This is a genomic window from Bacteroides sp. AR20, assembly GCF_964250605.1.
In the GTDB taxonomy this organism is placed as follows: Bacteria; Bacteroidota; Bacteroidia; order Bacteroidales; family Bacteroidaceae; genus Bacteroides; species Bacteroides uniformis.
In genome coordinates this window covers 24999-50411 of record NZ_CAXUGK010000024.1, presented here as the reverse complement: position 1 = coordinate 50411, position 25413 = coordinate 24999, and the positions used below count along the sequence as shown (strand labels likewise).

Below are 25413 nucleotides of genomic sequence, written 5' to 3'. Positions count from 1 at the left end.
CGTGCAGGGGCTTTTCATGTCCTGTCTTAACAGATTATAACCCGTTTATATTTTTTCAAGTATGACATTTCATGCATATCTCCAGTATGTGTGCCTGCTTGTTGTCTGCCTATGTACCCTCCCTTCTCCCATGGAAGCACGGGTACAGGCTGACCGGCAATCGACGGGTACACGCGATACTCTGCTGGTCATTGACCAGGAAAGCGGGCTTCCCATTGAAGGGGCCTATATCCTGACCGGGGAACGGTTACTTGTCAGCTCCCCCCGTGGAATGATTGTTTTCGGTCATGGAACGTGTTTCATGGATACGGTCCTCGTGCAGTGCCTGGGTTACGGTTCCCGGCGTGTGCCTTTGAACGAGGTATTCAAAGAAAGCAGCATACATACCGTATGTCTCTCCCCGGACATACAAAAACTCGGGGAAGTGGTCGTGACCGGTGAACGTGCCGGGGCGTCACCCAACGTGGTGAGCCGGCGCCTTTCATCTCCCGAGATCAGGAACGCGCTGGGAACCTCGCTTGCCACCCTGCTCGAACGTGTCAGCGGGGTAAGTTCCATCAGCACGGGAACCACTGTATCCAAACCCGTTATCCAAGGAATGTACGGGAACCGGATACTGATCATCCATAACGGTGCCCGCCAGACTGGGCAGCAATGGGGGGCCGACCACGCTCCCGAAGTGGACATGAACGGCAGCTCCTCTGTTTCGGTAATCAAGGGCTCCGATGCGGTAAGATACGGTTCGGATGCCCTTGGAGGGATTATCGTCATGGAGCAGTCTCCGCTTCCTTTCAGAAAACGCTCCCTTCAAGGGGGAATCTCCGCACTTTACGGAAGTAACGGGCGTCGCTACGTGGCTACCGGACAGCTCGAAGGTGCTTTTCCCGGTGATTTCGCTTGGCGTCTGCAGGGAACCTGGTCAAATTCCGGGGACCGTTCCACTGCGCACTATCTTCTGAACAACACGGGAACCAGAGAGTATCACGCTTCTGCCTCTCTGGGCTATGACCGCGGACGTCTGAGAGTGGAAGGTTTCTACAGCCGCTTCTACAGCCGGACAGGGGTGATGCTCAGCGCCCAGATGGGTAGCGAGGACCTGCTGGCGGAACGTATCCGGCTTGGTCGCCCCCTGCACACGGATCCCTTCTCCCGTGGTATCAGGGCTCCCTGCCAGGAGGTCACCCATCAGATCGCATTCGGCAGGATGCGGCTCGGCATGAAGAAGGGGGGAAGTCTTCACTGGCAAAGTACCTGGCAGAAGGACGATAGGCAGGAAAACCGTGTCCGGCGGCTGGATTCTAACATTCCGGCGGTTTCCCTGCACCTGAATTCATTCCAGCATCTTCTGCGCTGGAAGCGGGATTACCGCTCCTGGCAGGTCGAGGCGGGAGGTCAGGTCATGTTCATCGAGAACCACAGCCGCGCGGGTACCGGATTCGTGCCCGTTATCCCGAACTACACGGAGACACAGGCAGGGATATACGGAATCGGGAAATATCACCTGGCCAGGGGAGGCGTTGAAGCAGGCCTCCGCCTGGATATGCAGGAAACCCGTGCCAGTGGTTATGACTGGACGGGAAGCCCCTATGGCGGGATAAGAAAGTTTAACAACGTGTCCTACAGCCTGGGAGGACACTATCAACTTTCCAGACGCTGGAGGCTCACCTCCAACTTCGGTCTGGCTTGGCGTGCCCCTCACGTGTATGAACTGTACAGCAACGGGAACGAGCTCGGGTCTGGGATGTTTGTCAGGGGAGACTCTGCGATGCACTCGGAAAGAAGCTACAAATGGATATCTTCCCTCCGTTACGGCGACGGGATGTTCAGCGTCTGTCTGGACGGTTACCTGCAATGGGTGGACGGCTATATCTATGACGGGCCGGAGAAAGAGACAGTCACCGTGATTTCGGGGGCATACCCGGTCTTCCAGTACAGGCAGACCCCGGCTTTCTTCCGCGGTATGGACTTTGACCTGCGTTTCACTCCGGGCGGTTCATGGGACTACCATGCCGTCGTCTCCTTTATACGGGCAAACGAACGGACAAAGGGTAATTATCTTCCTTATATTCCCTCCTTCCGTTTCAGCCATGAACTTGCGTGGATCCACGAGACGAAATCGCATCTCAGGCTGCGTCTGAACATCAGGCACCGTTTCACCGCAAAACAGAGGCGGTTTGATCCGGACACGGATCTTATCCCGTATACTCCCCCGGCGTACCATCTCCTCGGGTTCGACGCTGGTCTTGAACTTCCCGTGAAACGGGGACACCAGGTCCGGTTCATGCTGTCGGCAGACAACCTCCTGAACCGTGAGTACAAGGAATACACCAACCGCTCGCGTTACTATGCGCATGATATAGGACGTGATGTGCGTTGCGGTGTAAACTGGATTTTTTAATTTATAAGAACTATAATCAACACTAATAAATAAAAAGAAAAATGAGAACAATTGCATGTAAAACCGTGTGGGCACTTCTGATAGGAGTGTCCCTTGTCCTGTCGCTGAACTCTTGCAGCAAGGATCCTGTAATACCAGAAGACGAGACGAAGAACAAACTGCATGAGGACCCGGCAAAAATGACCGTCCGCCTCGTTGAATGCCACCTGCACGCTGACTGGAACGAGATACAGAAGGCCGGAGGTCCCCACCAAAATCCGGAATCCCCGGCCAGGTATATGAAACGTGTCCAGGAGATCACTTATGAACTGAAGACCGGCAGTGGATGGACCCTTGCTGAAGGAAGCCAGGGCAAGTTTTACGTTCAGAAAAACGGCGAATATAAAAATGGAAACAACTTTACCCCGGCCCCGGTTTACCTGATGTTTATCTATTACTACAATTCCAAAGGAGAGTTGATGAACGGCCAGTTTGTGGAGAACGGGCAGGAGAATATCCACCAGCATTTCTTCACCCCGGAGAACGTGAGACCTACCTTTGACGGGAAACCAGAAGCTGACGACAATGATCCGGATGCACTGGTGGATTATCTCTACGTGGATACCACGCCCTGGGACAAGACCAAACATGACAACGAGGCGGAAATTACGGGAGGCACTAACCCGGTAGGATTAAAAGGAGTTATCCGGTTCCTGAAGGACCGCAAGGAGTTTGATCTGAAACTCCGCCTGTATCACGGCTACAATTCTAAAAGGAACCCGCAGACAAACGGCTTTGACCCGTTCTACAAGCCCTCCGGGGTATTGATCCAGCGTGGAACATGGGATATTAACCTGAGCATCCCGGTAGTGGTGTTTTGGAGCCGCGAGGAGTTTGTTGATGTGGACCCGGAGGCAGATGTGAACCTGATCGGGGAGGATAGCCTGGATGAAGACAGCAACCGCACGCTACACTCCATCATGAAAACCTTCAATCTTACATGGAAGAAGGCGCTTGAGGAGTTCATCTCCTATACCTACCAGACGGGGGATGTGGAAGCTGGATCCATATGGCTTTGATCATCTCGCGTAGGATGGAATTCTCTCTTTATCAATCTACAGGCGGCAGGTGGGGCCGCCTTTTTTCTCTTGTGCAGCGAAAAAATCCCATCTGCCATGTTTAATCCCCGTGGTTTACTTGGGGATGTATTGGGACATGCTTTACCATCTCACCCTGTTCCATTTTTCATGTTTGGCAAGTTGAAAAAAATCCTATACATACAAGACGTACCGTTCCCTTACCGACGGGTCTGGAACCGACTTCCCGTCTTTCGTGCAATTTTCCCGCTTGGTTACTGAACTTTTTTGGTCTTTTTCCGATTTGATGCATATAAGTTTATGCTTCCTTTCCAGGAAACAAGGAAGCGTCAAATGTCTAACTAATAAAAAACTTATGGCAACAGTTAAAACAGTATTGGTAAAAGGAAGGAGCAACCGGTCCGGCAAATTCCCGTTAGTCGTGCAGGTTCTTCACAAGGAAGGAAAAAGGTTGTTTATACAGGATTCAGTATCTCGGATACCCTGTTTGATCCCGTAAAAGGGAGGGTTATCGACGGCGGGGAAAACACCCTGGAGTCGATTCGGAGGATTAACCACAGGTGCGAAAGTATCTCAAGGGTACTGTTAAAGTGTATTTCAATGATAGAGAAGAAATCCCGGGAATACGAAATAGAGGACGTGTTCAGGACTTACGGCGTGTTAACCCGCGAAGCCGGTTTTTATTTCTATTTTTCACGGAAAATCCGGGAACTTCGTGAAAGCGGTCATGAGGGAACAGCCCGGGCATACGCCTCCAGCCTGCGTTCCATGCAGAGGTACCTGGGAAAAAAGGATTTTCCTTTCATAAAACTCTCTTCCCGGATCATTTCCGACTACCAGGGGAAACTACTCGCTTCGGGTATATGCGATAACACCATTGGTTTTTATCTGCATAATATCAAGGCTCTTTTCAGGAAGGGATGTCGGGAGATGGGCCTGGAACTTCCTTGCCCATTTCGCGATATAAGCATTAAAACGGAAAAAACTCTCAAACGCTCCCTTGATCCGGTTGTGATTAAAACACTATCCGCAATTGAACTGGAAAAGGACAGCCCGTTATCTCTTGCCCGGGACATTTTCATGTTCAGCTTTTACACGCGTGGAATGTCATTCGTCGATATTGCATTGCTAAAAAAGAGGCATGTTTTCCCGGGTGAAATCTGTTACAGGCGTCACAAGACCGATCAATTGATGCGGGTAGGTATAAACAAGGAGATCAGTCGTATCCTGGAAAGATACAAGAATGTACCGGGAGAATATATCTTCCCGTTGTTTCCGGCAGAACGGGATCCGTACGCTGGTTATAGAAACGCCTACCATAGGATTCGTTACTCCCTGGGAAAGATTTCCCGGGTCATTGGTTTGGAATTCCCGCTGAGACTTCACGCGGCCCGTCATTCATGGGCCACGATAGCCAAGGTGAACGGTGCCTCGCTTCATGTTATTGGTGAGTGTCTGGGGCATACGTCGGAAAAAACGACCCGAATCTATCTGAAAGAACTGGATCATTCCGCACTGGATGCGGTTAATAATCAAGTGGCTGACTTCATTTTAGCGGTGGATGATTGACCGGGCCCGACCGCGAAAGATATCAGCTCAAATTCTTCAGTTCCCGTCTGGACGATGGACGGCGGTTAACCATTCCCAAAGAGGCTTTTACCACCGATAATTTAACCATTCCCGGATGTTTCTGTAAATCCCGCCTTGGTGCACGTGGCGGGATTATACAGGAAAAAAGGAACACCTTTATTTAGCTAATTTATCTTATACCGTCTTCAATTGAAAGATGGCTACGAGAGGGATTTACATGTTATGGTATCTACGTTTTGGACCGGCGTCTGTTGGGTAAACAAATGATTTAATGGAGTAATAATATTTTTCTACATTAGTTAAATTCTATTATCTAAGATATTTTTTTACTTTAATTATAGTATATTATCACAATATACGTATATTTGTTCTGTTTCTTCACTCTCTCCCGTAGAGAGTGGAAAATCAAAAAAACTTACAGCATGTGTTAAAAAATAGCGTAATCCTTTTTTTTATTTGGATTACGCTGCAAATTTAAAGACAATAATTTTGTTGGCTGTTTCCGTTTTGGCTTTATTATTTATCAATTTCTTATCTCCCCCATTCAGAGATTGTTTAACCGCCTTTTATCTGCTGTCTTAACTCTCTGGGAGAACATCCCAGACATCTTTTGCAAAATCTGGAGAAGTGTGCAAGAGAGGAAAACTCCAGTTCATTGGCAATGGTTCCCAACGGCAGGTCTGTAACTGAAAGTTTGTATTTGATTTCTCCCAACAACTGTTTCTGCATCCATTCGGCTGGAGCCTCTCCAAACTCCGCGGAAAACTGTCTTTTGAAGGCGGAAAGGGAGATATCACAGGCCGATGCGAGTTCTTTTACGGTCCTGCAACTTTTGTAATTGTTCAAGACCTTATTTTTGAAGTCTTGCGAACGGCCTATAATCATATAGAAAAAATTCGCAAGTTCCTGTCTGGAATAGTAAAAGCGAATGTTCCAGAAAAGTTCCTTGAGTTTTATTTCGTGAAAATGGATACAGTTCGCTCCATCTTCCAGATAACACACCAGTAGTTCAAGAAATTTGCATAACCGATCCCTGATTTCAAGAGGTTCCATACGATATTCGACAATTTCCCTCAGGTGGTATAACTCTGAAAAGGAGGCCCTTTGACAGGGCCATACCCCCCCCTCGAACAGGGCAGCCACGACTTCACATTTTTCCAGTGATTGGGTGTTAAACAGGCTGTCACGGCAAAAAAAGACCATCTCTCCTGATGAAACAGTGAACTGAAAACCGTTGCAGGAGAATTGCAGACTTCCCTTGAGTACGAACAGGATACAATCTTTTACCAATTCCTCCTCGTGGTTCAATCCTTCGTCAAATTTATAATACCGGAATCCCTCCTGCATAGATTTTGAGTAATTATAACAAGACGTGTGCTCGTTCAAATAAAAAAGTTCCATTGTTTCTGTTTTTGTTGCCTAATGAAAATATTAGTAATCTTATTTTCAGTTAGTTATATGATAAAATCTGTCCATGTTTCATCTTTTATTTCTTTTTGGCATCTATAACCGCTTTCCAGAGCGGATTTTGAAAAATTTTCCACTCTCTACGGGAGAGAGTGGAAAATAAGAAAGTCATCGAATAAAGGTTTACATTATGCGAATGAGTCATGAGATATTCAACATGGAATGGTCCAACAGGGATTCGATTTACCTGCATACTCGGGACGGTGTCCTCTATTCGGCTTTCGCCGGATCGGCTGAAAGACTTTTAAGTCTCGTGGGCGGGTTGCGTCCCTGCAGGTCCTTCTGGTGCGGGCAGGAGTTTCCGGCCGTCCACTCTATACGTGCAAGAAAGATTCTGGAGTTTTTTCCGGGAAGCTGCATTTTTATTAATGATTATTACATAAGGATAACTTTGGCTTGTCCTCTTATAAAATAAAGTAACGAAACAATGAATAACAGTATGATGAAACCGTTTTTTCTTCTGGTGTTTTTGCTTTGTTCGGCTGGTGCCTTCTCTCAAAAGGTTGCCTTGAAGAACAATCTGGCCTACGATGCCTTGAAAACTCCCAACCTCTCCTTGGAGTTCTCCATGGGGCGTAAATGGACCCTTGACACACAGGTGGGTATGAATTTCTTTTTCTACACGCGGGACGCCACGTCTTCCCGGTACAAGGCAAAGAAGTTCAGTCACTGGCTTGTCCAGCCGGAGCTCCGTTATTGGACCTGTGACGTTTTCAACGGCTGGTTCTTCGGGTTGCATGCCCATGGCGGCCAGATGAATATCGGAGGTGTCGATGTCCCCTTCGTGCTTCAGAAAGGGGACGGAAACATGAAGGACCACCGTTACGAGGGTTATTTCTGGGGAGGCGGGTTGAGCGCCGGTTACCAGTGGGTGCTTTCCAACCGTTTCAATATCGAGGCCTCCTTGGGTATCGGTTACGTGCACGCCCGTTATGACAAGTACAAGTGTACCACCTGCGGGCAGAAGCTGGGCAAGGGGGATGCGGACTACATAGGTCCCACCAGGGCCGCCATTTCAATTATTTACATGTTGAAATAACTCCCTGAATCCGGGGACACAATTTTTTATTCTATCATGCTAAAAATGTATATCAATGAAACCTTACCATATTAACAAGAAGCAAATCCTTATCATGGGCTGCCTGGGAATGTTTCCCTTGTTTTCTTCCGCCCAGGACATTTTATCAACGTCAGGTACCTCGCGTTGGGATTATTCAAACAGCCGTGTGGAGCGTGAACCGGGTAGAGATGCGTTGGATATTACTTTCAGTGTCTTCCCTCTGGCAGGGCTTGGAAGCCAGGAAGTCGCTTACCTGTTCCCCGTCTATGTCTCGGCTGACGGGCGTGACAGCGTCCGCCTCGAACCGGTCTGCGTGGCCGGCAAGAGAAGATATAAGGTGATCAAGCGTCGAAAGGCGTTGGGCAACCTGAAACCCGGTAACCCCGGATCCGGCGAGGTCCGTTCCGCCAAGGTGCTGGAAAGTTCGGGCCTGACTGTGAAAAGGAGCGTCCCTTTTGAACGGTGGATGGCTGACGGGCGTCTCGTTGTCAGGGAGGTGTCGTACGGCTGTGCCGAGTGCGGCACGAACGAGAGCGAGGATATTGCCTTTCAGGCCGGTATCCCCCTCTTCGGGGAAAAGGATTATGCTTACAGTTTCATCGAACCGGAAAAGGTCATGATCAAATGCTACAAGGATTCCTTCGACTGTAAGGTGGTCTTTCCTGTTGCACGCCACGACCTGCAGGAAGATTTTGCAGGCAATGCTCAGGAGCTTGACAGGCTGAAGAAGTTTCTCTCGGAGAACCTGAATATTCAAGGAACGTCACTCAAGGAGGTACATATAAAAGGCTATGCCTCTCCCGAGGGGAGCTTCGATTACAACAGGTCCCTCGCGCAACGACGCACCCAAACCCTTTCAGATTATATTTCGCGTCAATACCCCGCCTTGAAAAATGCACCGGTTTATCGTACCGAGGGTATCGGGGAGGACTGGGAGGGTCTTAAATCGATGGTCAGCGGCTCCACCCTCGTCAACAGGGACGAAATTCTTTTTATCATCGGACATAACGAGCGTGACACGGAACGCGAGGAGGCCATCCGTGCCTTGGATGACGGCAGGAGCTATCGCCTCCTCCTCGAAGAGTTCTACCCGGGACTGCGGCGCACGACTTTCAGTCTCAGTTTTGACGTGAGACCTTACACGGTGGAGGAACTTCCCGAAATTTTTGAAACGAAACCCGAGTGTCTCAGTCAGCACGAGATGTACCAGCTGGCCGGACTGTACGCTTCCCGGGGGATGTCTCCCCTTCCGGTGTACGAGAGGGCCTACGGGCAGTTCCCGGATGACGCCGTGGCAATCCTGAATTACGCCAACGCCCTGTTGAAATACGGGCAGGATGCGGACGGCGCGTTGCGGGTGTTGGAACCGGTAACGAATGACAGCCGTGCTTTCTTTCCCATGGCCGTTGCCTATAACATGAAAGGTGACTGGAGGAAGGCGGAAGAATTGATCAAGAAAGCCGGTATGGCCCAGGGCAAACAAAAACTCTCAGGGGAGCCCGGGGACGGTGGAAACAATCAGCAGATAGAGATGTAACTCAGACATAGTTATATATAGTATTAGTAATCTTAATTTAAAAACAATTCGAATTATGAAAGTAATGAAGTATTTTGCAGTGGCCTCGTTGGCGTTGTTCGCTGCATGTAACAACGAAGAGAATCCGGTAGCGCCGGAGAGTGGCAACCAACCGGTTGATGTGGTGATGTCAGTGGCATTACCCGGTCCGGGCACACGTGCCGCCATGGGCGAATTGCAGAACACCGCCAACGACCAGGATGCGGCATCGGTTGAAAAACTGCATGTGTACTTGGTGGCTGGGGAAGACATTGTCCTGTCGAAGGAATTTACAAAAGATACTGATGATTTTACCAAGCTGACTTCGGCTACTGCCGTGGGTGCAGAGGCAACGACGGGAGGTTATAAATTCCTTGACGTGGACAATGGCGTGACAAAGGCACTTGTTATCGCTAACCCTCAGGGAGCGTTGATTGACGGTGAGGGAAAGACTGTTGCTGAAATCAGCAAACAACAGCTGAAAGCCCAAATTAATGAAGTGATTTATGCCGGTTCTGAAACACTTACCACTGTTGGCGCCGAGCCTTATGGCGTCAATCCTCAGGAAGACAAACGTACCGTGAAGAAGGCCGAGCTCACCTTGACCGCCAGCATGAACCGCTTCCAGGTGACCGGTACCAAGTTTGTTAAGGTTATCTGGAAAGACGGGAAAAAGACCGAGGCTGAACAATGGTGCACGACTTGGCTGGCCAAGGATGAAAATAAGGGAAAGAGCAGTGCCGAAGCGTGGGCCGCTTTCAAGGCTGATGCCGCAGGCTTCAACGGCCAGACATGGGACGGCAAGTCCGACATTGCCCAACAGGCCAGCCTGAGTCAATGGCTGCAGGTTGTCGAAGTGACCACTGCAAACCAAGGTATCCTGATGAACCGTTTCAGCAGAACGCTCTCTGTTCCTCAACTTACAGTGGAAGAAGAGGCAAACTGGTTCTGGGCCAAGACCTACGCCGGAGACCGCTATAAATTCGAAGACGGCACGTTCAAACCCGACGGTAACACGGACTTGTCGGAAGTGGCCTCCTATTTCAATGCAGCGGGTTTCGATTTCGCACAGGGGGCAAAGGCCGCAGCGTTTAACTTCTTCGTGAACGGCATTACGGGTTACGGTAAGGAAAACAACGCTCCAAAACTTGCTTTCGTTTTCAAGACAGGTGACGACGGCGTATCCGCCGACAGACGTTTTGTCGTTATATCCGGTTACGCGAAGGCAGAAGGTGAAACTGCAGGCACGACGGATCTGGAAGCCGGCAAGGGCGGTTACCTGATCAATCTGGATCTCGCTGCGCTGAACGGGGGCCAGGGTATCCTCGTGGATGTTGACCCGAGCATTCCTGAAGGTGTGACTCCCGAACCGGGCGGACAGGGGGATTTGGAGGACGAGAACGTGAACGTCATCGTCCGTGTCGAGGTGCAGCCTTGGACCGCTGTGAACGTATTCCCCATCCTTGACTGATACAGATAGAGAGTAATAGCCGCTTGCCGGAGCGCTTTTCCCGTATCGGCCCTGACAGGCCGGTACCGGAATCCGCCCCGCACTCTCGGGGAGGGGAAAGTTTGTCCCCTCCCTTTTTTATTACCCGCGGGAGGGAAACGTGTCCTCTCTTTCGGGAAAATTACAGTATTGATTTATAATAATTAGTGTAAAGTATGAACATAAGAAACATACCGACCTGGCTGGGCCTGTTGGCCGCTTTATACCTCGTGACCGCATGTGACCGGGTGTATGACGACCTGAGCGGCTGCCTTGGCAACACGATCGTCTTCTCCTACCTGGCCGATGACAACCGGGAACATCTGCAGGAATACGTGGATGACATTGACGTCTTCATCTTTGACGTCGGGAACGGGGCCTTGGTGGAGAAACACCACCTGGAGGGAGAACAGCTGCTTTCACCGCTGGAGGTCAGGCTCCCGGAAGGTGATTATAAAGTAGTGGCCGTGGGCAACGCGTTGAACGAGACGGTTATCGGGGATGGTGCTTACGGTGAAGCGTCGGTTTCCCGGCCCGAACTGGCGGAAAAGGACGGACCGGCGGCCGGCACGTTTGACAGGCTATACCTTGGGGAAACCACCATCACGTCGAAGGTCATGAACGACTCCCGTGACGTGGTAAGACTTTATTCCCAGCACGTGAAAATCCATGCGGTAGTCCTTCCCGACGACGATGAGAACGCCGGGACCTGGTACGAACAGAACAAGGGGACGGGCTTCCGCCTGACGATGGAAACGCTCTCAGCCCGTTTCTCCTTTTCCGGGCAGCGTTCCGGAGAAACATCCTTCGACCTTCCGTTTTACACGGGAGGAAAAAACGACCGTTTCGTGCTTGATTTCAATACCCTGCGCTTCAAGGACGGGGACCCGCTGACGATCCGTCTTATGCAGGGAGATAAGGTTCTCTGCACGGTAGATGTCGCGGAATATATCGCTCTGTATCCCGACCAGATACGGATAACGGGGCGGCAGGAAGCGGTGCTTCCACTGTTCTTCCGCCAGAATCCCCGTTCTCTGACAGTAAGTGTAAAACCCTGGGAAGCCGTTGACGTGGTTCCCATAACCGATTGATGAATATTATGCTGAAAGATACTAAATATACTTGCACGGTAAGGGCCTTGAGGAACTTTGTGATGATGGTGTTGCCGCTCTTTTTCCTTGCCCTGACAGGATGCCGGAACGAAGAAGATATCCCGGAACGGCTTTCCGGAGAGGATGACGTGACCGTCAGGCTGAACCTGTCAACCCGTGGCGTAACAGCCGGGGGAAGTGAGATGCTGGACCTTTATTCCTCCGATCCGGCCAACTGGTATAAAACCGGCACACTGTTTCCCCAAGCCCCCGCACAGCCCAGAATAGCACTTATGGTTTTCAACAAGGAGCAGAACCGGTATGTGTACAGTCGCCTGCTTCCTTTCAGTTCGGGCAACGCGGAGGGGGAATATCAAACCAAGATACGCATCCCCAAAGGCGAGAGTGAATTCTATGCTTTCTATGCCCCCAACCAGACAGGAAAGGACCTGCCCTATTATACGCCCGGAGGAATCCTGCAGAACGCGGTTCCATGGGACTTCCTCGGGGAAGGCATGGAGGAGGTGGACAGGGAGGATATTGTCGAAGCCGCATTCCCTGCCATCATCAGGGAGCAGGATGATGGCAGTCTCGGCATTCCGGTGGACAACCCGTATGATGGTGTGACTCCTTCCCCGTCGGATGAGAAGATTATAGATTGGACAACAACTTCCAATATCTCTTGGGATGACGCTCCCGGAATATCCAACAGTTTGCATATGGGCATGCTTTCGGGAAAGCTGTCCACGGCCGTCCAGCCCGCTTCCGGGGAGCAGGTGCAGGATATCACAATCCCGCTGTTCCGTGATTTCTCCCGTGTCAGGATATACATCGCAAGCATTGCCCCCTTTGAGCAGATCATTTATAATTATAAAAGGATTGCCTTTTTGAACTTTCCGGTACTGATGTCTCCCTCTTTCAGGGAGAATGACTCGGACGGCGGCCAGCTTGCAGGATCCACCCCGGGAGCGGGAAAGAACACGGAGCATACGGGCACGTATTCCTATGGAATAAAAAATGAAGCGCAACTGACCATCTACGAGGCCCCCCTCAATGCCGGCGGAGAGATTGACTATACGAAAATGGACGCCCAAAAATACGAGCAGTTCTTCCTTCCCCAGTACCTGGCCCCGTATATTCCGGAAGCCAATTCCTGGCAGGAAGGACACCCTCACCCGAAGATACAGCTGACAGTGGAGTATTATACAGGAGGAGACATCTCACAGACCAGGACAAGGACCTTTTTGCTTGACATTGGCGAGGAAAGTTCTCCCGGGGTGTATTCCGGCCCCATTTACCCGAACCGGGATTATAAGGTATTCATGGTCTTGCCGGAAGCCGCGGACAGAGAGATTATCTACCGGGTCGAATCCTGGGAGCGGAAGGATGTGGAGTTCCCTCCTTTTCAGTGATGTTCACGATTTTGTCATTATAAATTTTTATTATATATGAAAGCATATAGGCTGAAAATAACTTGTTTCATTCTTTTGTTACTGCCCGTTCTTACCTGCTGTACGGACGAGGAGCTGCTTCGGGGCAGCGGTGTCCCGGAAGGCGTGCCCACGACGGTAGACATCAGCGTAGGTACGGCAGCCAACAGGTCCAAGACACGTTCGGGCCTGCCGGAAGGCGAGGAGAGAAAGATATACGACCTTTACCTGTGGGTTTTCGATTCCCGCGGCGGCGTGGAGTTCTCCCGGGAGTATCCCCGTGCGGAGCTTTATCAGGCCGCTGCTGCCTTGGAAACGGCAACCGGCGAGAAGGACACGGATGCACCCACGAGCATGGGATTGCTGAAAAACATCCCCATTACCTCGGGAGAGAAGACGCTGGTCCTGCTGGCGAACTATAAATCGGATGGTGACGGGCTGTTTCAGGTAGAGCCCGGGATCCTGGCTGGCGTGTCGTCCCTTTCGGACATTCAGAGGGTCAAGGCGGAGATGACCGCCCGTACCCTGTTCCGACCGAACGGGAACCTGCTGATGTCAGTTACCAAGACGGAGGAGATCAGTCCCGACACCAGGCGTCTCGAGGTCTCCCTGAAACGTGCGGAGGCGAAAATCACGGTCAACCTGAAAACCGGGGAGGGGCTCACGTTCGTGCCCGGGACATGGAGAGTCGGTAACGTGCCGGCTTCGACCTTTGTCACCGAGCATGTTAAGGGCAGTGACGCCGGGGCTCCTTGGGATGCCGGCGGGATGGAGATGGATTCGTACTGGTTGTCCGAATTATTCCAGTTCGAGGGCGACGCTACTACTACTACTACTACGTTTTACCTTCCGGAGAACCGGAAATTGGCAAAAAAAATGATAACTCCCGCCTCTCCCGGTTACAATGCGGAGAGGAAGGGGTATGACCTGCGGCAGAAACAAGTGAAGTCTCCCGTTCCCGATGCTACGGAGAAGCCGAACGTGCAGAACGGAGCTACAGAATACGCTCCGGATCTGGCTCCCTACATCGAGTTCACGGGTGAGTTACGCCAGGATATGACAACCGGTGAAGTCTCAACGGAGCGTTTCGGGAGGGTGACCTACCGCGTTTACTTGGGATACACGGCGGAGAATGATCCGGTCAACGATTATGATATAGAACGTAACGTGCACTATACCTATAACGTGACGATCAAGGGGATGAACGACCTGGTAGTGGAGGCGATGTCCGACAAGGACCGGGAAGAGGAGCCCGCTCCCGGGGTGGAAGGCCTTGTATATGACGCTCACCGCTCCTTCAGTTTTGACTGCCATTATGAACAGGGCCTGATGCGTTTCAACAAGGACGAGCTTGCCATCTTCAATCCGGATGGCAGTTTGAAGGACGACGCGATGATCTCCTTTGCCATACGCACCCCGTTCTGTGACAAGATAGTCTCTTACACGAGGGCGGAGCTGGAACAGCTGGAGGATAACGGATACGTTCCTTCAGGGGAGAAGAAGGCAGACACTGGTTGGCTCGCGTTCTTCATCCACCCGAGCACCCTGTCTGACAATGGAAACGAAACCATGGAATATTACTCCAACACGGGGGTGCATCTGCTTTCGCTGGAACAGTTTCTTTACCGACTTGTCAAAGAGCCCGATTATGTATTTAATGCCTCCACGGGGCTTTGCAAGGTGACGGTTTACGCCAACGAGTATTTCTACGAGCGGAACCCCATGCAGGATGGCGCCCCCGAGGACAAGAACTTGTGGAAAACCTTTGCCAACGCCCCGGATCGGACTTTCGACCTGCTGGTGAACACGTCGCATGAAATCTCCCCCGACGGGCAGTCACGTTATCACCAGGCTGTCGTTTCCATCCGTCAGATGTCCATCAAGACGGTGTTTACGGAGGGACCCGAAGGCATGCGTGTCTGGGGGGTGGAAAACGTGAACGAGACACCGGACCTGGACTTTATGACACCTGCAGTCAGTGAGGCACGCTATTATTATAACAAATATTATTCCAACGGCTGGTCGAATACCTGGAAACTGATCGGAAAGTCGGGATTGATCGGCGGGTTCACGGGGGAAGTCATGAACGACCCGATCAGGAGCAATCATGACCGGTTGTGGCAGGCTATGACGAAAGTGGAGAACGGGAAGTTGACGCTCAACAAGGATTATTACCAAGTCGCTCTGAGAAACTATCACACGGAATACGCCATCTATACTCCGTTTATACGAAACCGGGACAATGACCGTGACGGGAGGATGCAGGCTTCCGAAATGCAGTGGTACATCCCCTCGGTAGCCGAGAGTAACATGCTTCTCGTGGGGGAACGGGCGTTGCCGTTACATTCCAGGCTGCACGGGCACGCCCCCTCGGACAACGCCACTGCATTTTATACATCAAAAGCCTTTATGGGAAGCACGAACATTTCTGGTTTTAGCGCTAACACTTATATCAACATTATGGAGAGTCGTAGCATGACTCCCATGGACAACTTTGATTATTACAAGGGAGGGAACTCACCCGGGGACCGTACCCCCTACTCGGAGGTGAGGCTGATCAGGGATCTGGGGATACTGGAGCCTGGGGGAACAAGCTATCATATAGATGAACTGGACAAAGAGTTGAACACGACTTTAGTCAACAACAGGACGAGAGAGGAATACCTGGTCTTCAGGGCGGATAACCTGCCATATAGTGTGGTCAGATCGGTGAGAGCCATTTACGAGTTACCCGCACACGACGAGCACTCCCAGTCCAATACTATTTACAAGAACGGGTTCGAGGTGGCCAAGTATATTGCCAATAAGACAGATAAGCCCAAGGATTTGAATAATCCCAATAGGGAGAGCGAGTATTACTTCGAGGATTGGAGCACGCTGATGGCGGACATCGAACAGGGAAACAGCCCGTGCGCCTATTATTACCAGGAGGCGGACAAGAGCGATCAGGGAACCTGGCGCGTGCCCAACGAGGTGGAGTTGAAAATCATGTGCGGGAGCCTGTTTGACTGGGATGACCGTGAGAAAAATGAGGTTTACACATTCGGTAATGACCTTCTTTCCCTGAAAACGACAGATACCAAGGTTTACCATTCCCGAACGGGATTCTCCAAGCGAAACATGGACGGGGCAAGATCGTTCAGTGCCGGCTACCAGATGTATTTTGACGGTTATGTCCGATGGGTCACGACCGTGGATACCCAATGGGCGGGTGACAATGACAGGCTTGTGAATAACAGGAAGGGATACGTGCGTTGCGTGAGGGACCTTGAATAGTCTGGCCCGGGGATTGGGGAAGAAATTTCCCAGTTTTGTAAGTGTGACCGGAGGAAGCCGTATCATGGCTTTTCTCCGGTCTTTTCGATATGAGGAAAAGGTTTTTCATCGTAAAGGGCCGAAAGGAAAAACTGCGACCGAATCAAGCGAAGCATAAAAATAAACCGGGCAGCGTGAAGGCACTCACGTGCCCCATAATTAAGGAATAACATGATAGAAACGTACTTTAACAACTTGATGCAGGAGGTCGAACGTAAGATGGGCATCGAATCTTCCCGTATGGAGGGAGAGCAAGTGATACGGACTTGTCAGGAGATGGTTTCTTTTTGAGGGAGCGATCCCGTGAGTTGAAGGACTATGTCCTGAACCACCCATTCTCCAACGTGGAAGAGGAAATCTGCTTTTTCAAGTATTACAAGCCTGCCCTGACGGGACGCCTGCTGTATTATTACCGGGTATACCAGATCGAGAGCGGTTGTTCATGTTGCCCGGAGATTGCCCGGATGCATTACCGCAAGGCCATGAAAGAATACCAGCGGAAACTGGAACGATACCTTCCCTTTTACCAGTATTACCGGAGCGGGGCGACTTACCGGGACCATTACTATTTCTGCCGTGCCAAAAAGGAGCTGAGCCCGGAAAGCGGAAGTTTTATGCTGGAGGAGGATTCGGTAATGTCAACCGGTTATGACTTGTTGGCCCCAAGACTGATAGCGGCGGAAATGTTACTTGGTTATCTGAACCGGAAAGTGCTGCTGGCAATGGAGGGGGCGTATGCCGTGCAGGAAAAGGAGCACCATTGGACGGACCGGAAGGCGGCTGCCGTGGAACTGATATATGGCATTTGGGCGATGGGTAGCGTGGATAACGGGAGGGTGAGCATTGTCGAGCTCGTGATGCTGTTCGAACAAATGTTCCATATCGACTTGGGAGACGTGTACCACACGTTTATCTCCATGCGTAACCGGAAGAACAGCCGGACAACTTACCTTGATCAAATGAAGGAACGTTTGTTGAAACGAATGGACGAAACGGACGGATAACCTTTTGTAAAACAAGGAAGGGACTGGCAGGTTCATAGCAAGTTGCCAAATCACCTTCCCCGATACGCCATTTGGTGAAAATACAGTATATAGCCACCGTATATAGCCCGAATAAGGCCCCGCGGCGTTTTTTTATGGAAAAATGTAATATGTTTATGGATACATTTTTTGGTATTTTTTATTTATACAAAAACAATGTTCTGCCTTCCAATGCAGCATCATTCGACAGCTTCCTTACCATCAAGAAAAATTATGCAATGCTCGTACGTTTTGAAACCGTAACTTAGTCACAAAGCAGACTGAAAGGAAGTAAGGAATAGCACTACCATCCAACTAAAGAAGCCATAGAAGCGAAGATGATTCATCACTTCGTCTTGTTCATGTTTGTGCCCTATCAAATTTGTCGATGTTTTTTCAATTGCTCGGTTTGTTTATTGAGCAAGTTGATTATTTCACTCTTCTGCCTGCTTTCTGCTGCGGTACTCAAAATCGCCTATAGAATCGGTCAGGTTTTAGATGAATCTGTCATTCTTCTGCTTGTCCCTGCATCAGCATATAGGGTATTTCATACTGTTGTCCTGTTAATATTGCATGCGTTCAGTTCAAGAGTATGAAAGCATAACAGAGAACCAACATTGCAGGAAGGAGCAATACCAAACCTTTGCCTTGATTGAAATTAGGTAACGGGCTGTTACGCTGATAAGCTCAGCGATGCGAAATATTGTCATTAAGATAGCTATTAGCTGATTCCCTGAAATATCCTTTTTCGACAATGCTTATTTATTTTATAAAAGGAAAAAAAGGAAATAAATGGTAAATGATAGAACTAAAATGATAATTGGTTTTTATTACAAATTGCTTTTATTTGCAAAATAATTTGCTATTTTATTAATATTATGAGAACATTTCGTTTAGGGATAGCTGGTGGAAAAGTTTTGTCTCGTGCCTGTTTTTCACTGCTCGTCATCAGTAATATTTACTTTTCTTCTTGTGAGGATGATTTGGATCGGGGGCGTATTTCCGCAAACATATTTTTTACTCCTGAAATACGTGCTTACTGGGATCTATTGATCCGTTCCATGGCCAGCACAGAGGTACCACAGGATAGTGTCGCTTCTTTACAAGGTGGTTATCCTCTCTTTTTATCTTTACACCTTATATACCGCAGTATTACCGTTCCTTCAATAGTCAGAGAGGAGGAGGCAACGGGTCGGAAGACTCGTGTCACGTCTGTAACGACAAACAATATACACGATTATTTTAGGGTACTGGCTTATGCTTACACAAGTAGGTGGAGCGAGAACCAGCCCTGAGCTATTTCTACAATGCTATTGCCAGCAAGTCCCCGGTAGCAACTATACGCTTTCGTCTGAAGCAAGAGTACATAATGAACTGAAACTCTCTTTTGGAGAGTTCATAGTCTTTTGACTAAGGGCGTATAATCCGGGAAAATACAAATTGTATATTTAAAAAAGTATAATGTCTCTGTAGGAAATATTCCTTTTTATATGTGGAATTATTCCACATATGTGTTGTTCTATTCCACATGCAACTCTGTTGTTGTTAGATAATAATTATCTGATTACAAATGTATTACACTCTATTAATCTTTGCGTAACGTTTTGGCATACGTTTTATTCTATGATTTAATGCGGAATAGAAATAGATATTAATTATACAATAAGATATAAATAATAATATTTTATAAATAAAAATATGCTATGTCTCTTTTTTATTTGAATGAACATACGTCCTGTTATAATTATTCAAATTTTATAGAGGAAGGATTTCGCTACTATAAATTTGATAAAGGAATAAACTATGAAGAGCGACTGATAAAAGATTGTATTTTGTTTGTTCTGAAAGGAAATCTGCAGTTCTTGTATAACGAATTTGAGTTCACAGTTTCAGAGGGGAAAATGTTCTTTTGGAGCCGTGATAGCCTCTTCAACATGTATTCGTCGGAAGAAAGTGAAGTTGTTGTCGCCCTATTTGAAGGAGGTATATCGCCCTGCCAAAAAGCTTCTTTTTCAGATCTGTTCCATTTAAAAAAAATTATCAAATATCACATGGAATCTCTTGTAATAAAGGACGAGTTACGAAAATTTCTTGAACTTTTGGTTTGTTATCTGGAAGACGGAGCAAACTGTATACACTTTCATGAGACTAAGCTCAAAGAACTGTTTTGGAACATTCGTTTTTATTATTCTAGGGAGGAACAGGCAAACTTTTTCTACACAATTATCGGTCGATCCCAGGATTTAAGAAATAAGGTTCTGAACAATTACAAAGAATGCAGTACCGTAAAGGAACTAGCATCGTTGTGTGGGCTCTCTCTTCCTGCTTTTAAAAGGCAATTCATTGCGGAATTCGGGGAAACACCGAGCAAATGGATGAAGATGCAATTGTTAGGAGAAATTAAATATAGACTCTCGGTTACAGATTTGTCGTTAGGGAGCATTGCCGATGAATTCGACTTTGCTTCTTTAGCTCATTTTTCCAGATATTGTAAAAGATATCTGGGATGTCCTCCTAAAGAATGGAGAGAACAAATAAATAGACGTACAGAGAACTGATTTTAGGAGAGTTTTCAGATCCTGTTTATATGATGAATCGATTCGGATTGTTCAATGAGATTTCCGACTGTGTTATCCGTACTTTTTCTGCTTTATATGTCTGTTTTTTATATGTTATGTAATGCTACTTATGAAAAAGTTTTTTAGTTAGGTCTGAATCGTAGTTTCTCTGATGCACAAAATAAATTTTTGACTTTATGCTTGATAGTCAGAGTAAGATTTTGTTTAGATGTTCTGTCTTTTATCTTTTATAGTCACAAAAAGTTTCATTATTCATCAAATTGTCAGAGGCTTGTATTTTCATCGGGTTCGTATGAAACTAAATCCGATTCTATTATGAAAATACAATTATCTTTATAGGCAATCGTCTTGTTTATGGGGTTTACTGCGCAGGTTCAGGAATCAAATGAACATTAGATTTAAGTAGCTGAAAACATCCGAAGTGGAAATCGTACCGAACAAAATCCATTATCTCATTGAGATTCGAGAATATTCCGGAAGAGAGTTTGGCGGGAAATCTAAATCGGAAAAATATTGTACCAAAGTAGCATTGAGCCGAATTGAACAAGGTTTGATACAAACGCTAAACGAAGGGGATCCCGAAGGATACCATCCAGACACAAGAATGCGGTGACTTTTGGCGGTGACTGAAGCAAGACTTTTTAGTGGCTAAGAGTTTGACATTACACTGACAGATTTCAATCAGATAGATGAAGTACTCAAGCTGATAGACACGAAAGGGATCAACATCATGTGCATAGGTGATAAAAACAAAGCTATGTCGATGTACCACCCAAAAGTGAAGATCGAAGCATTAAAGGCGGCGTACCTGAAAGCGCTTTAGCTAATAGAGGCATTGGTCAATAAATTAGGACATGTGAGATGCATTGTGAAAGAAAAGCGCAGTATCATTTTCCCTTTTGCACAAAGCAATGTCAATGTCTCATCCTCCGATGCGGCATCGTTGGGCAATTTTCGTATTATTAAGGAGAGCTCCTCAATACTTGTGCGTTTTGAGATGTAGATTAGCCATAAAGTATCTCAAAAGACGTGGACGAATAGTGTTGTCGCCTAACTAAATCAGCCGAAACGGGGAATATGGTTCATTACTTCAGCTTTTCCTGTCCATGGCTTGGCGCACCTACCGACTTCCTTTTTCAACCGCTCGCCTGTTCATTGGTCAGCCTTGCACGTTCCAACACTCCCCCTATTTCCTGCTACAGTACTCAAAATCGATCATAGAATCGGTCCGGTTCCGGATAAAGCCGTTATCCCTCTGTCGGTTGAATTTGGTTTCCAGTTTATCTTAGGTTTCTTCCTCTACTTTTCCCCGCATCAACCAATAACAGTATTTCATAGCGTTGTCTTGCAATTGCTGCATGCATTCAGTCAAACAAATATTAAAACAACAGGAAACGAAACAGTGATCTAACAGACGCCAAAGAACAATCCCCAGCCGATATCTTTCGTTGTCAATTGGAATCAGTTTAGTTTGCTTTGGATATATAGATAAAAAGGAGTAATCTTGAGTGTAAATGGTAAATAATAGAGCCGAAATGACAATATATGTCTGACTTTAATTATTTTTCTTTGCGCTGTAATTTTTGACACAAATCATAAATAATTATTAAGCCGTAGTATTCCATGAAAACATTTTACAAATTAAACTTTTTATCTCTTTTTTCCTGTCTTATCAGCTTCTCTTTGATTATAATAAATAATTAAAATAAATATGAGATTTTTTTTATTTTTCTGTTTTTTGTCCTGCTCTATCTGGAAGATGGATGCGGCAGTTTACGGAAGTGATACGTTGCGTTGCCGTATCTGCTTTCCTGTGGGCAGTTCCGTTGTGGATCTTTCCTATGGGGAGAACGGTTCGCGCCTGGATGCCTTTGTGGCAGGGATTCATGCCCGGCAAGCAACAGCCGTGCTGTGCCGTTTGAGTCTGCATTCCGGTGCCTCTCCCGAAGGGGGCTTGACCTTTAACCGACGTCTGTCAGATAAACGGCTCGCCTCTTTCCGTTCCATTCTTCAGGAGTGTCTTTTCTTGCCGGATTCGGTATTTACAACCGTCTCTTTGGGGGAGGATTGGGAGGGCTTAACCTCTCTTGTCGAGGAATCGGATATGCCCTGTCGGGAGGAAGTGTTGCGTATCCTTCGCAATACCCCTGTATGGGTGACCCGTAACGGTGTTGTTGTGGATTCCCGCAAACGGCAGTTGATGAATTTAAGAGGCGGACAGGCATGGCGATACATGCATGCACATTTTTTCCCCGAGCTCCGCAACACTTCGGTGGTCGAATGCGAATTTGCTCCTGTTGGGATGGAAAAAGAGCTAGCCCCCCCGGTGGGAGCAACGGAAGGCCAACCGGCTGATACGGTAATTGTTCGTGATACGGTTGAGAGGGTGATTGTTTTTCGTGATACGGTCCAACTCCCCGTCCCTGTTGCCGGACCTTCCAAACCGTTCTACATGGGGCTCAAGACGAACCTTGTCTATGACGCCCTGCTTGTGCCGAACATCGGCGTGGAGTTCGCTCTTGGCAAGGGATGGACACTGGGGGGCAACTGGATGTACGGCTGGTGGAAAAATGACAGGCGCCACCGTTACTGGCGGGTGTACGGCGGGGAAGTCGGCCTGCGCAAATATTTCGGTCAGCGTGCATCCGATAAACCACTGACCGGCCACCACGTCGGTGTTTACGGCCAGTTGTTAACCTATGATTTCGAATTCGGGGGGCGCGGTTATATGGGTGGCCGTCCCGGAGGGACATTGTGGGATAAGGCCCATTACGGTGTCGGTTTTGAATATGGCTATTCCCTGCCCGTGGCCAGAAGGCTGAACCTTGATTTCTCACTGGGCCTGGGATATTTGGGCGGAACATGTTACGAGTATGTTCCGGTTGATGCCTGCTACGTTTGGGAGAAAACGAGGACACGGCAGTGGGTGGGCCCGACCAAAGCGGAGATCTCGCTGGTATGGTTATTGGGCCGGGGCAATTACAATCAGGAGAAAGGAGGTAAACAATGAACAAGATGACTTATATCCTGCAAGCGTTCCTCATTTTAGCGGTTCTGGTATTCAGTTCATGCGAGCATAAGGAACTGTGTGATGACCATTCCCATACAGCCGGGCTGCACGTGGTTTTCGACTGGGTGCACGCACCCGATGCCAAACCGGAGACCATGCGCCTGTACCTGTTCCCTTTGGATGGCGGCAAGGCGCAGGCCTACGAATTCACGGATTACCGGGGAGGATATATTAACGTACCGGCAGGCCGTTATAGGGCCTTGTGTGTCAATTCGGACACGGAGTCCGTTCTTTACCGCAACATAGACCTCTTTGACAGCTTTGAGGCTTACGCTCCGGACGGCCCTCTGGCAGTAGGTTCATCAACCTCGGTTCCCCGGGCAGAAGGCACGTGGGACGAACGCATTGCCAGGTCTCCGGACCGGCTATACAGCGATCGCCTGGACGATCTGGCCATTGAAATATCCAAGGAAGAGCAGACGGTAACCCTTTATCCGGAACTTTCGGTGTGCCGTTACCGGGTGGAGATCCGGAACGTGTCTAACCTGAAGTATCTTTCTCCGGAGGGTCTTTCCGGATCCTTATCGGGCCTGTCGGGAGGATTTCGGGTCGGTCGGAACGAACTTACGCCGGATCCGGCGACCGTTCCATTCGAGGTGGTTTCCGACGGGATCTCCACGCTAACGGCGGAATTTCTGGCTTTCGGCCAAGTGGGGATGGGAGAACCGGCGCACAAGCTGGTGATTTACGCTATCATGGCTGACGGCAGCAAGAATTATTACACCTTTGACGTCAGCAAACAGGTTGACGAAGCGGCCGATCCGCGGGATGTCTACATCTTATTGGATGGTCTCTCCCTGCCGAAGCCGATCGTAAATGGTGGAGGATTCCACCCTTCGGTCGATGAATGGCAGAATATAGACGTGGATGTTATAATGTGATGTAAAATGTGTATTTATTGATATAGAATCTTCGAAATTTTATTCATTAAACCTTTTTAATTTTTTATGAAAAAGTATTTTTTATTTTCGGCTATGACTGCTGTAGCCTTAGCCTCGTGTACCAACGACGATGTTGTTGACGTGAACAAAGGAGGAGGTATTTCTTTCCGCGCGTCTTTGGATAAGGCGCGTACCAAGGCGGTAACAAGCTTGAGCAATCTGAATGCGTTCAATGTGACAGCCATTGGTAATAGCAGCAATTATTTCACGGATCTGGGCGTTACATCCTCGGATAATGGGTCTACCTGGACAACCGCTTCCACTTATTATTGGCCGGGTTATGAGCTCGCCTTTTTCGCATATGCGCCCCAAACTCCCGGTGGTACAGTAGGGATAAGCGGTACGGAAAAGAAAATATCCGACTTTTCTCCCGCGCAGGATGTCTCAGCGCAAAACGACCTTGTCATCGCTTACAATACGGGAACCAAAGCCGCTAATGAAGGATCGGGAGTGCCGTTGAATTTCAAGCATGCCCTTTCTCAGATCGAAGTACAGGCTAAATGTTCCAATGAAAAGATCAAAATTGAGATTTTAGGGGTCCGGATGGTGAATGCGGCGACAAAGGCGGACTTCACATTCCCGGAAGCAGAAACTACATCAGCATATGTTTTAGCACAATCTCAATGGGCTGGTTGGTCAGGAGCAGATGGAGGCCACGCGACAGCTTATTATATCAAGGGAGAGCAACCTGTAACACTGACGGATAATGCCCAATCCATCATGTTCGGGGATGACAATTTCATGCTTTTGCCGCAACAGTTGACGGCATGGGATGGCACTGCTTCTCAAACCGGAGCTTACTTGTCCGTACTTTGCCGTATTTACAGCGTGGATGGCGGCAATGAAATATTATTGTATCCACAACCGACAGATACGAATAACAAGGATGGAAAATATGCATTCTCCGCAGTGAGCATTGATACGAATTGGGAACCGGGCAAGAAATACACCTATACGCTGAACTTCTGTGACAACGGAGGAGGAGCCGGCAAGGGGGATCCTGATCCGGATCCGGATGAACCGGTAGATCCCGATCCGGGTGTAGATCCCGGCGAACCGATCTTAGGGCCTATCTTCTTCACTGTAACAGTAGATGACTGGACAGATCAATCAGTAAATGTTAATATGTAGTTTAGTTTTTTTGTGATTCATTTCAATGAGAATTGACTTTCTCAGTGTCCGGATTGGATTGGACGGGGATTGCTCTTGATATAGAGGGTAAGTGAAGGGTGCCGCCGTATATCTTTCACCCTGTCCGTTCCTTTTCCGGATATCTTACGAGATAATTATTTTCGATGTTTATATTATTGATACACATTTTTTAATCTTA

Annotated in this window: 13 protein-coding genes and 2 pseudogenes; 14 read left to right on the top strand and 1 reads right to left on the bottom strand. The window is 48.4% G+C overall.

Translation table 11 applies throughout. The features are described 5' to 3' along the window. Nucleotides 1-61 precede the first annotated feature (61 nt). From ACESTD_RS13225 to ACESTD_RS13215, 3 genes and pseudogenes are all read left to right on the top strand, one after another. Entirely contained in the window at nucleotides 62-2398 is a 2337-nt protein-coding gene (locus ACESTD_RS13225) for a TonB-dependent receptor (RefSeq protein WP_074908904.1), read from the top strand. 41 nt (nucleotides 2399-2439) lie between these two features. Then, nucleotides 2440-3456: a hypothetical protein gene (locus tag ACESTD_RS13220; protein ID WP_373158933.1), complete on the top strand. Its 1017-nt coding sequence runs from the start codon at nucleotides 2440-2442 to the stop codon at nucleotides 3454-3456. Between the two features lie 373 nt (nucleotides 3457-3829). Beyond that, a pseudogene (locus ACESTD_RS13215) lies at nucleotides 3830-5043 on the top strand (tyrosine-type recombinase/integrase). A 576-nt stretch (nucleotides 5044-5619) separates the two neighbouring features. Here ACESTD_RS13215 and ACESTD_RS13210 read toward each other — a convergent pair. After that, the gene (locus ACESTD_RS13210; protein ID WP_005805222.1) at nucleotides 5620-6465 is read right to left on the bottom strand and encodes an AraC family transcriptional regulator; all 846 of its coding nucleotides are present in this window, start codon (nucleotides 6463-6465) and stop codon (nucleotides 5620-5622) included. A 508-nt stretch (nucleotides 6466-6973) separates the two neighbouring features. On the opposite strand from ACESTD_RS13210, the gene ACESTD_RS13205 reads away from it, so the two are divergent. The 11 genes and pseudogenes from ACESTD_RS13205 (at nucleotide 6974) to ACESTD_RS13155 (ending at nucleotide 25214) form a co-directional block, all read left to right on the top strand. Then, nucleotides 6974-7570, top strand: a complete 597-nt coding sequence (locus ACESTD_RS13205) for a DUF3575 domain-containing protein (RefSeq protein ID WP_008760201.1) — start codon at nucleotides 6974-6976, stop codon at nucleotides 7568-7570. Nucleotides 7571-7625: 55 nt separating this feature from the next. Beyond that, entirely contained in the window at nucleotides 7626-9128 is a 1503-nt protein-coding gene (locus ACESTD_RS13200; RefSeq protein WP_065849806.1) for a hypothetical protein, read from the top strand. A gap of 55 nt (nucleotides 9129-9183) precedes the next feature. Continuing rightward, a complete protein-coding gene (locus tag ACESTD_RS13195; protein ID WP_373158931.1) occupies nucleotides 9184-10617 on the top strand; it encodes a hypothetical protein in 1434 nt (477 codons plus the stop codon). Between the two features lie 194 nt (nucleotides 10618-10811). After that, nucleotides 10812-11726, top strand: a complete 915-nt coding sequence (locus ACESTD_RS13190) for a FimB/Mfa2 family fimbrial subunit (protein ID WP_008760204.1) — start codon at nucleotides 10812-10814, stop codon at nucleotides 11724-11726. Next, nucleotides 11726-13138, top strand: a complete 1413-nt coding sequence (locus tag ACESTD_RS13185) for a DUF5042 domain-containing protein (RefSeq protein ID WP_373158935.1) — start codon at nucleotides 11726-11728, stop codon at nucleotides 13136-13138. Before ACESTD_RS13190 ends, ACESTD_RS13185 begins: the two co-directional genes overlap by 1 nt. A gap of 36 nt (nucleotides 13139-13174) precedes the next feature. Further along, nucleotides 13175-16432: a fimbrial protein gene (locus ACESTD_RS13180; protein ID WP_103877861.1), complete on the top strand. Its 3258-nt coding sequence runs from the start codon at nucleotides 13175-13177 to the stop codon at nucleotides 16430-16432. 210 nt (nucleotides 16433-16642) lie between these two features. Further along, nucleotides 16643-17475: pseudogene (locus tag ACESTD_RS13175) on the top strand (RteC domain-containing protein). 1721 nt (nucleotides 17476-19196) lie between these two features. After that, on the top strand, nucleotides 19197-20051 hold the full coding sequence (locus ACESTD_RS13170; RefSeq protein WP_046452333.1) for an AraC family transcriptional regulator: 855 nt from the start codon (nucleotides 19197-19199) through the stop codon (nucleotides 20049-20051). Between the two features lie 1732 nt (nucleotides 20052-21783). Further along, nucleotides 21784-23082 carry a DUF3575 domain-containing protein gene (locus tag ACESTD_RS13165; protein ID WP_373158930.1) on the top strand — a complete coding sequence of 433 codons (1299 nt, stop codon included), beginning with the start codon at nucleotides 21784-21786 and terminating at the stop codon, nucleotides 23080-23082. After that, a complete protein-coding gene (locus ACESTD_RS13160; RefSeq protein WP_373158929.1) occupies nucleotides 23079-24023 on the top strand; it encodes a DUF5119 domain-containing protein in 945 nt (314 codons plus the stop codon). The genes ACESTD_RS13165 and ACESTD_RS13160 overlap by 4 nt, the downstream gene beginning before the upstream one ends. Nucleotides 24024-24089: 66 nt before the next feature. Further along, nucleotides 24090-25214: a fimbrillin family protein gene (locus ACESTD_RS13155; RefSeq protein ID WP_373158928.1), complete on the top strand. Its 1125-nt coding sequence runs from the start codon at nucleotides 24090-24092 to the stop codon at nucleotides 25212-25214. Nucleotides 25215-25413: the final 199 nt, after the last annotated feature.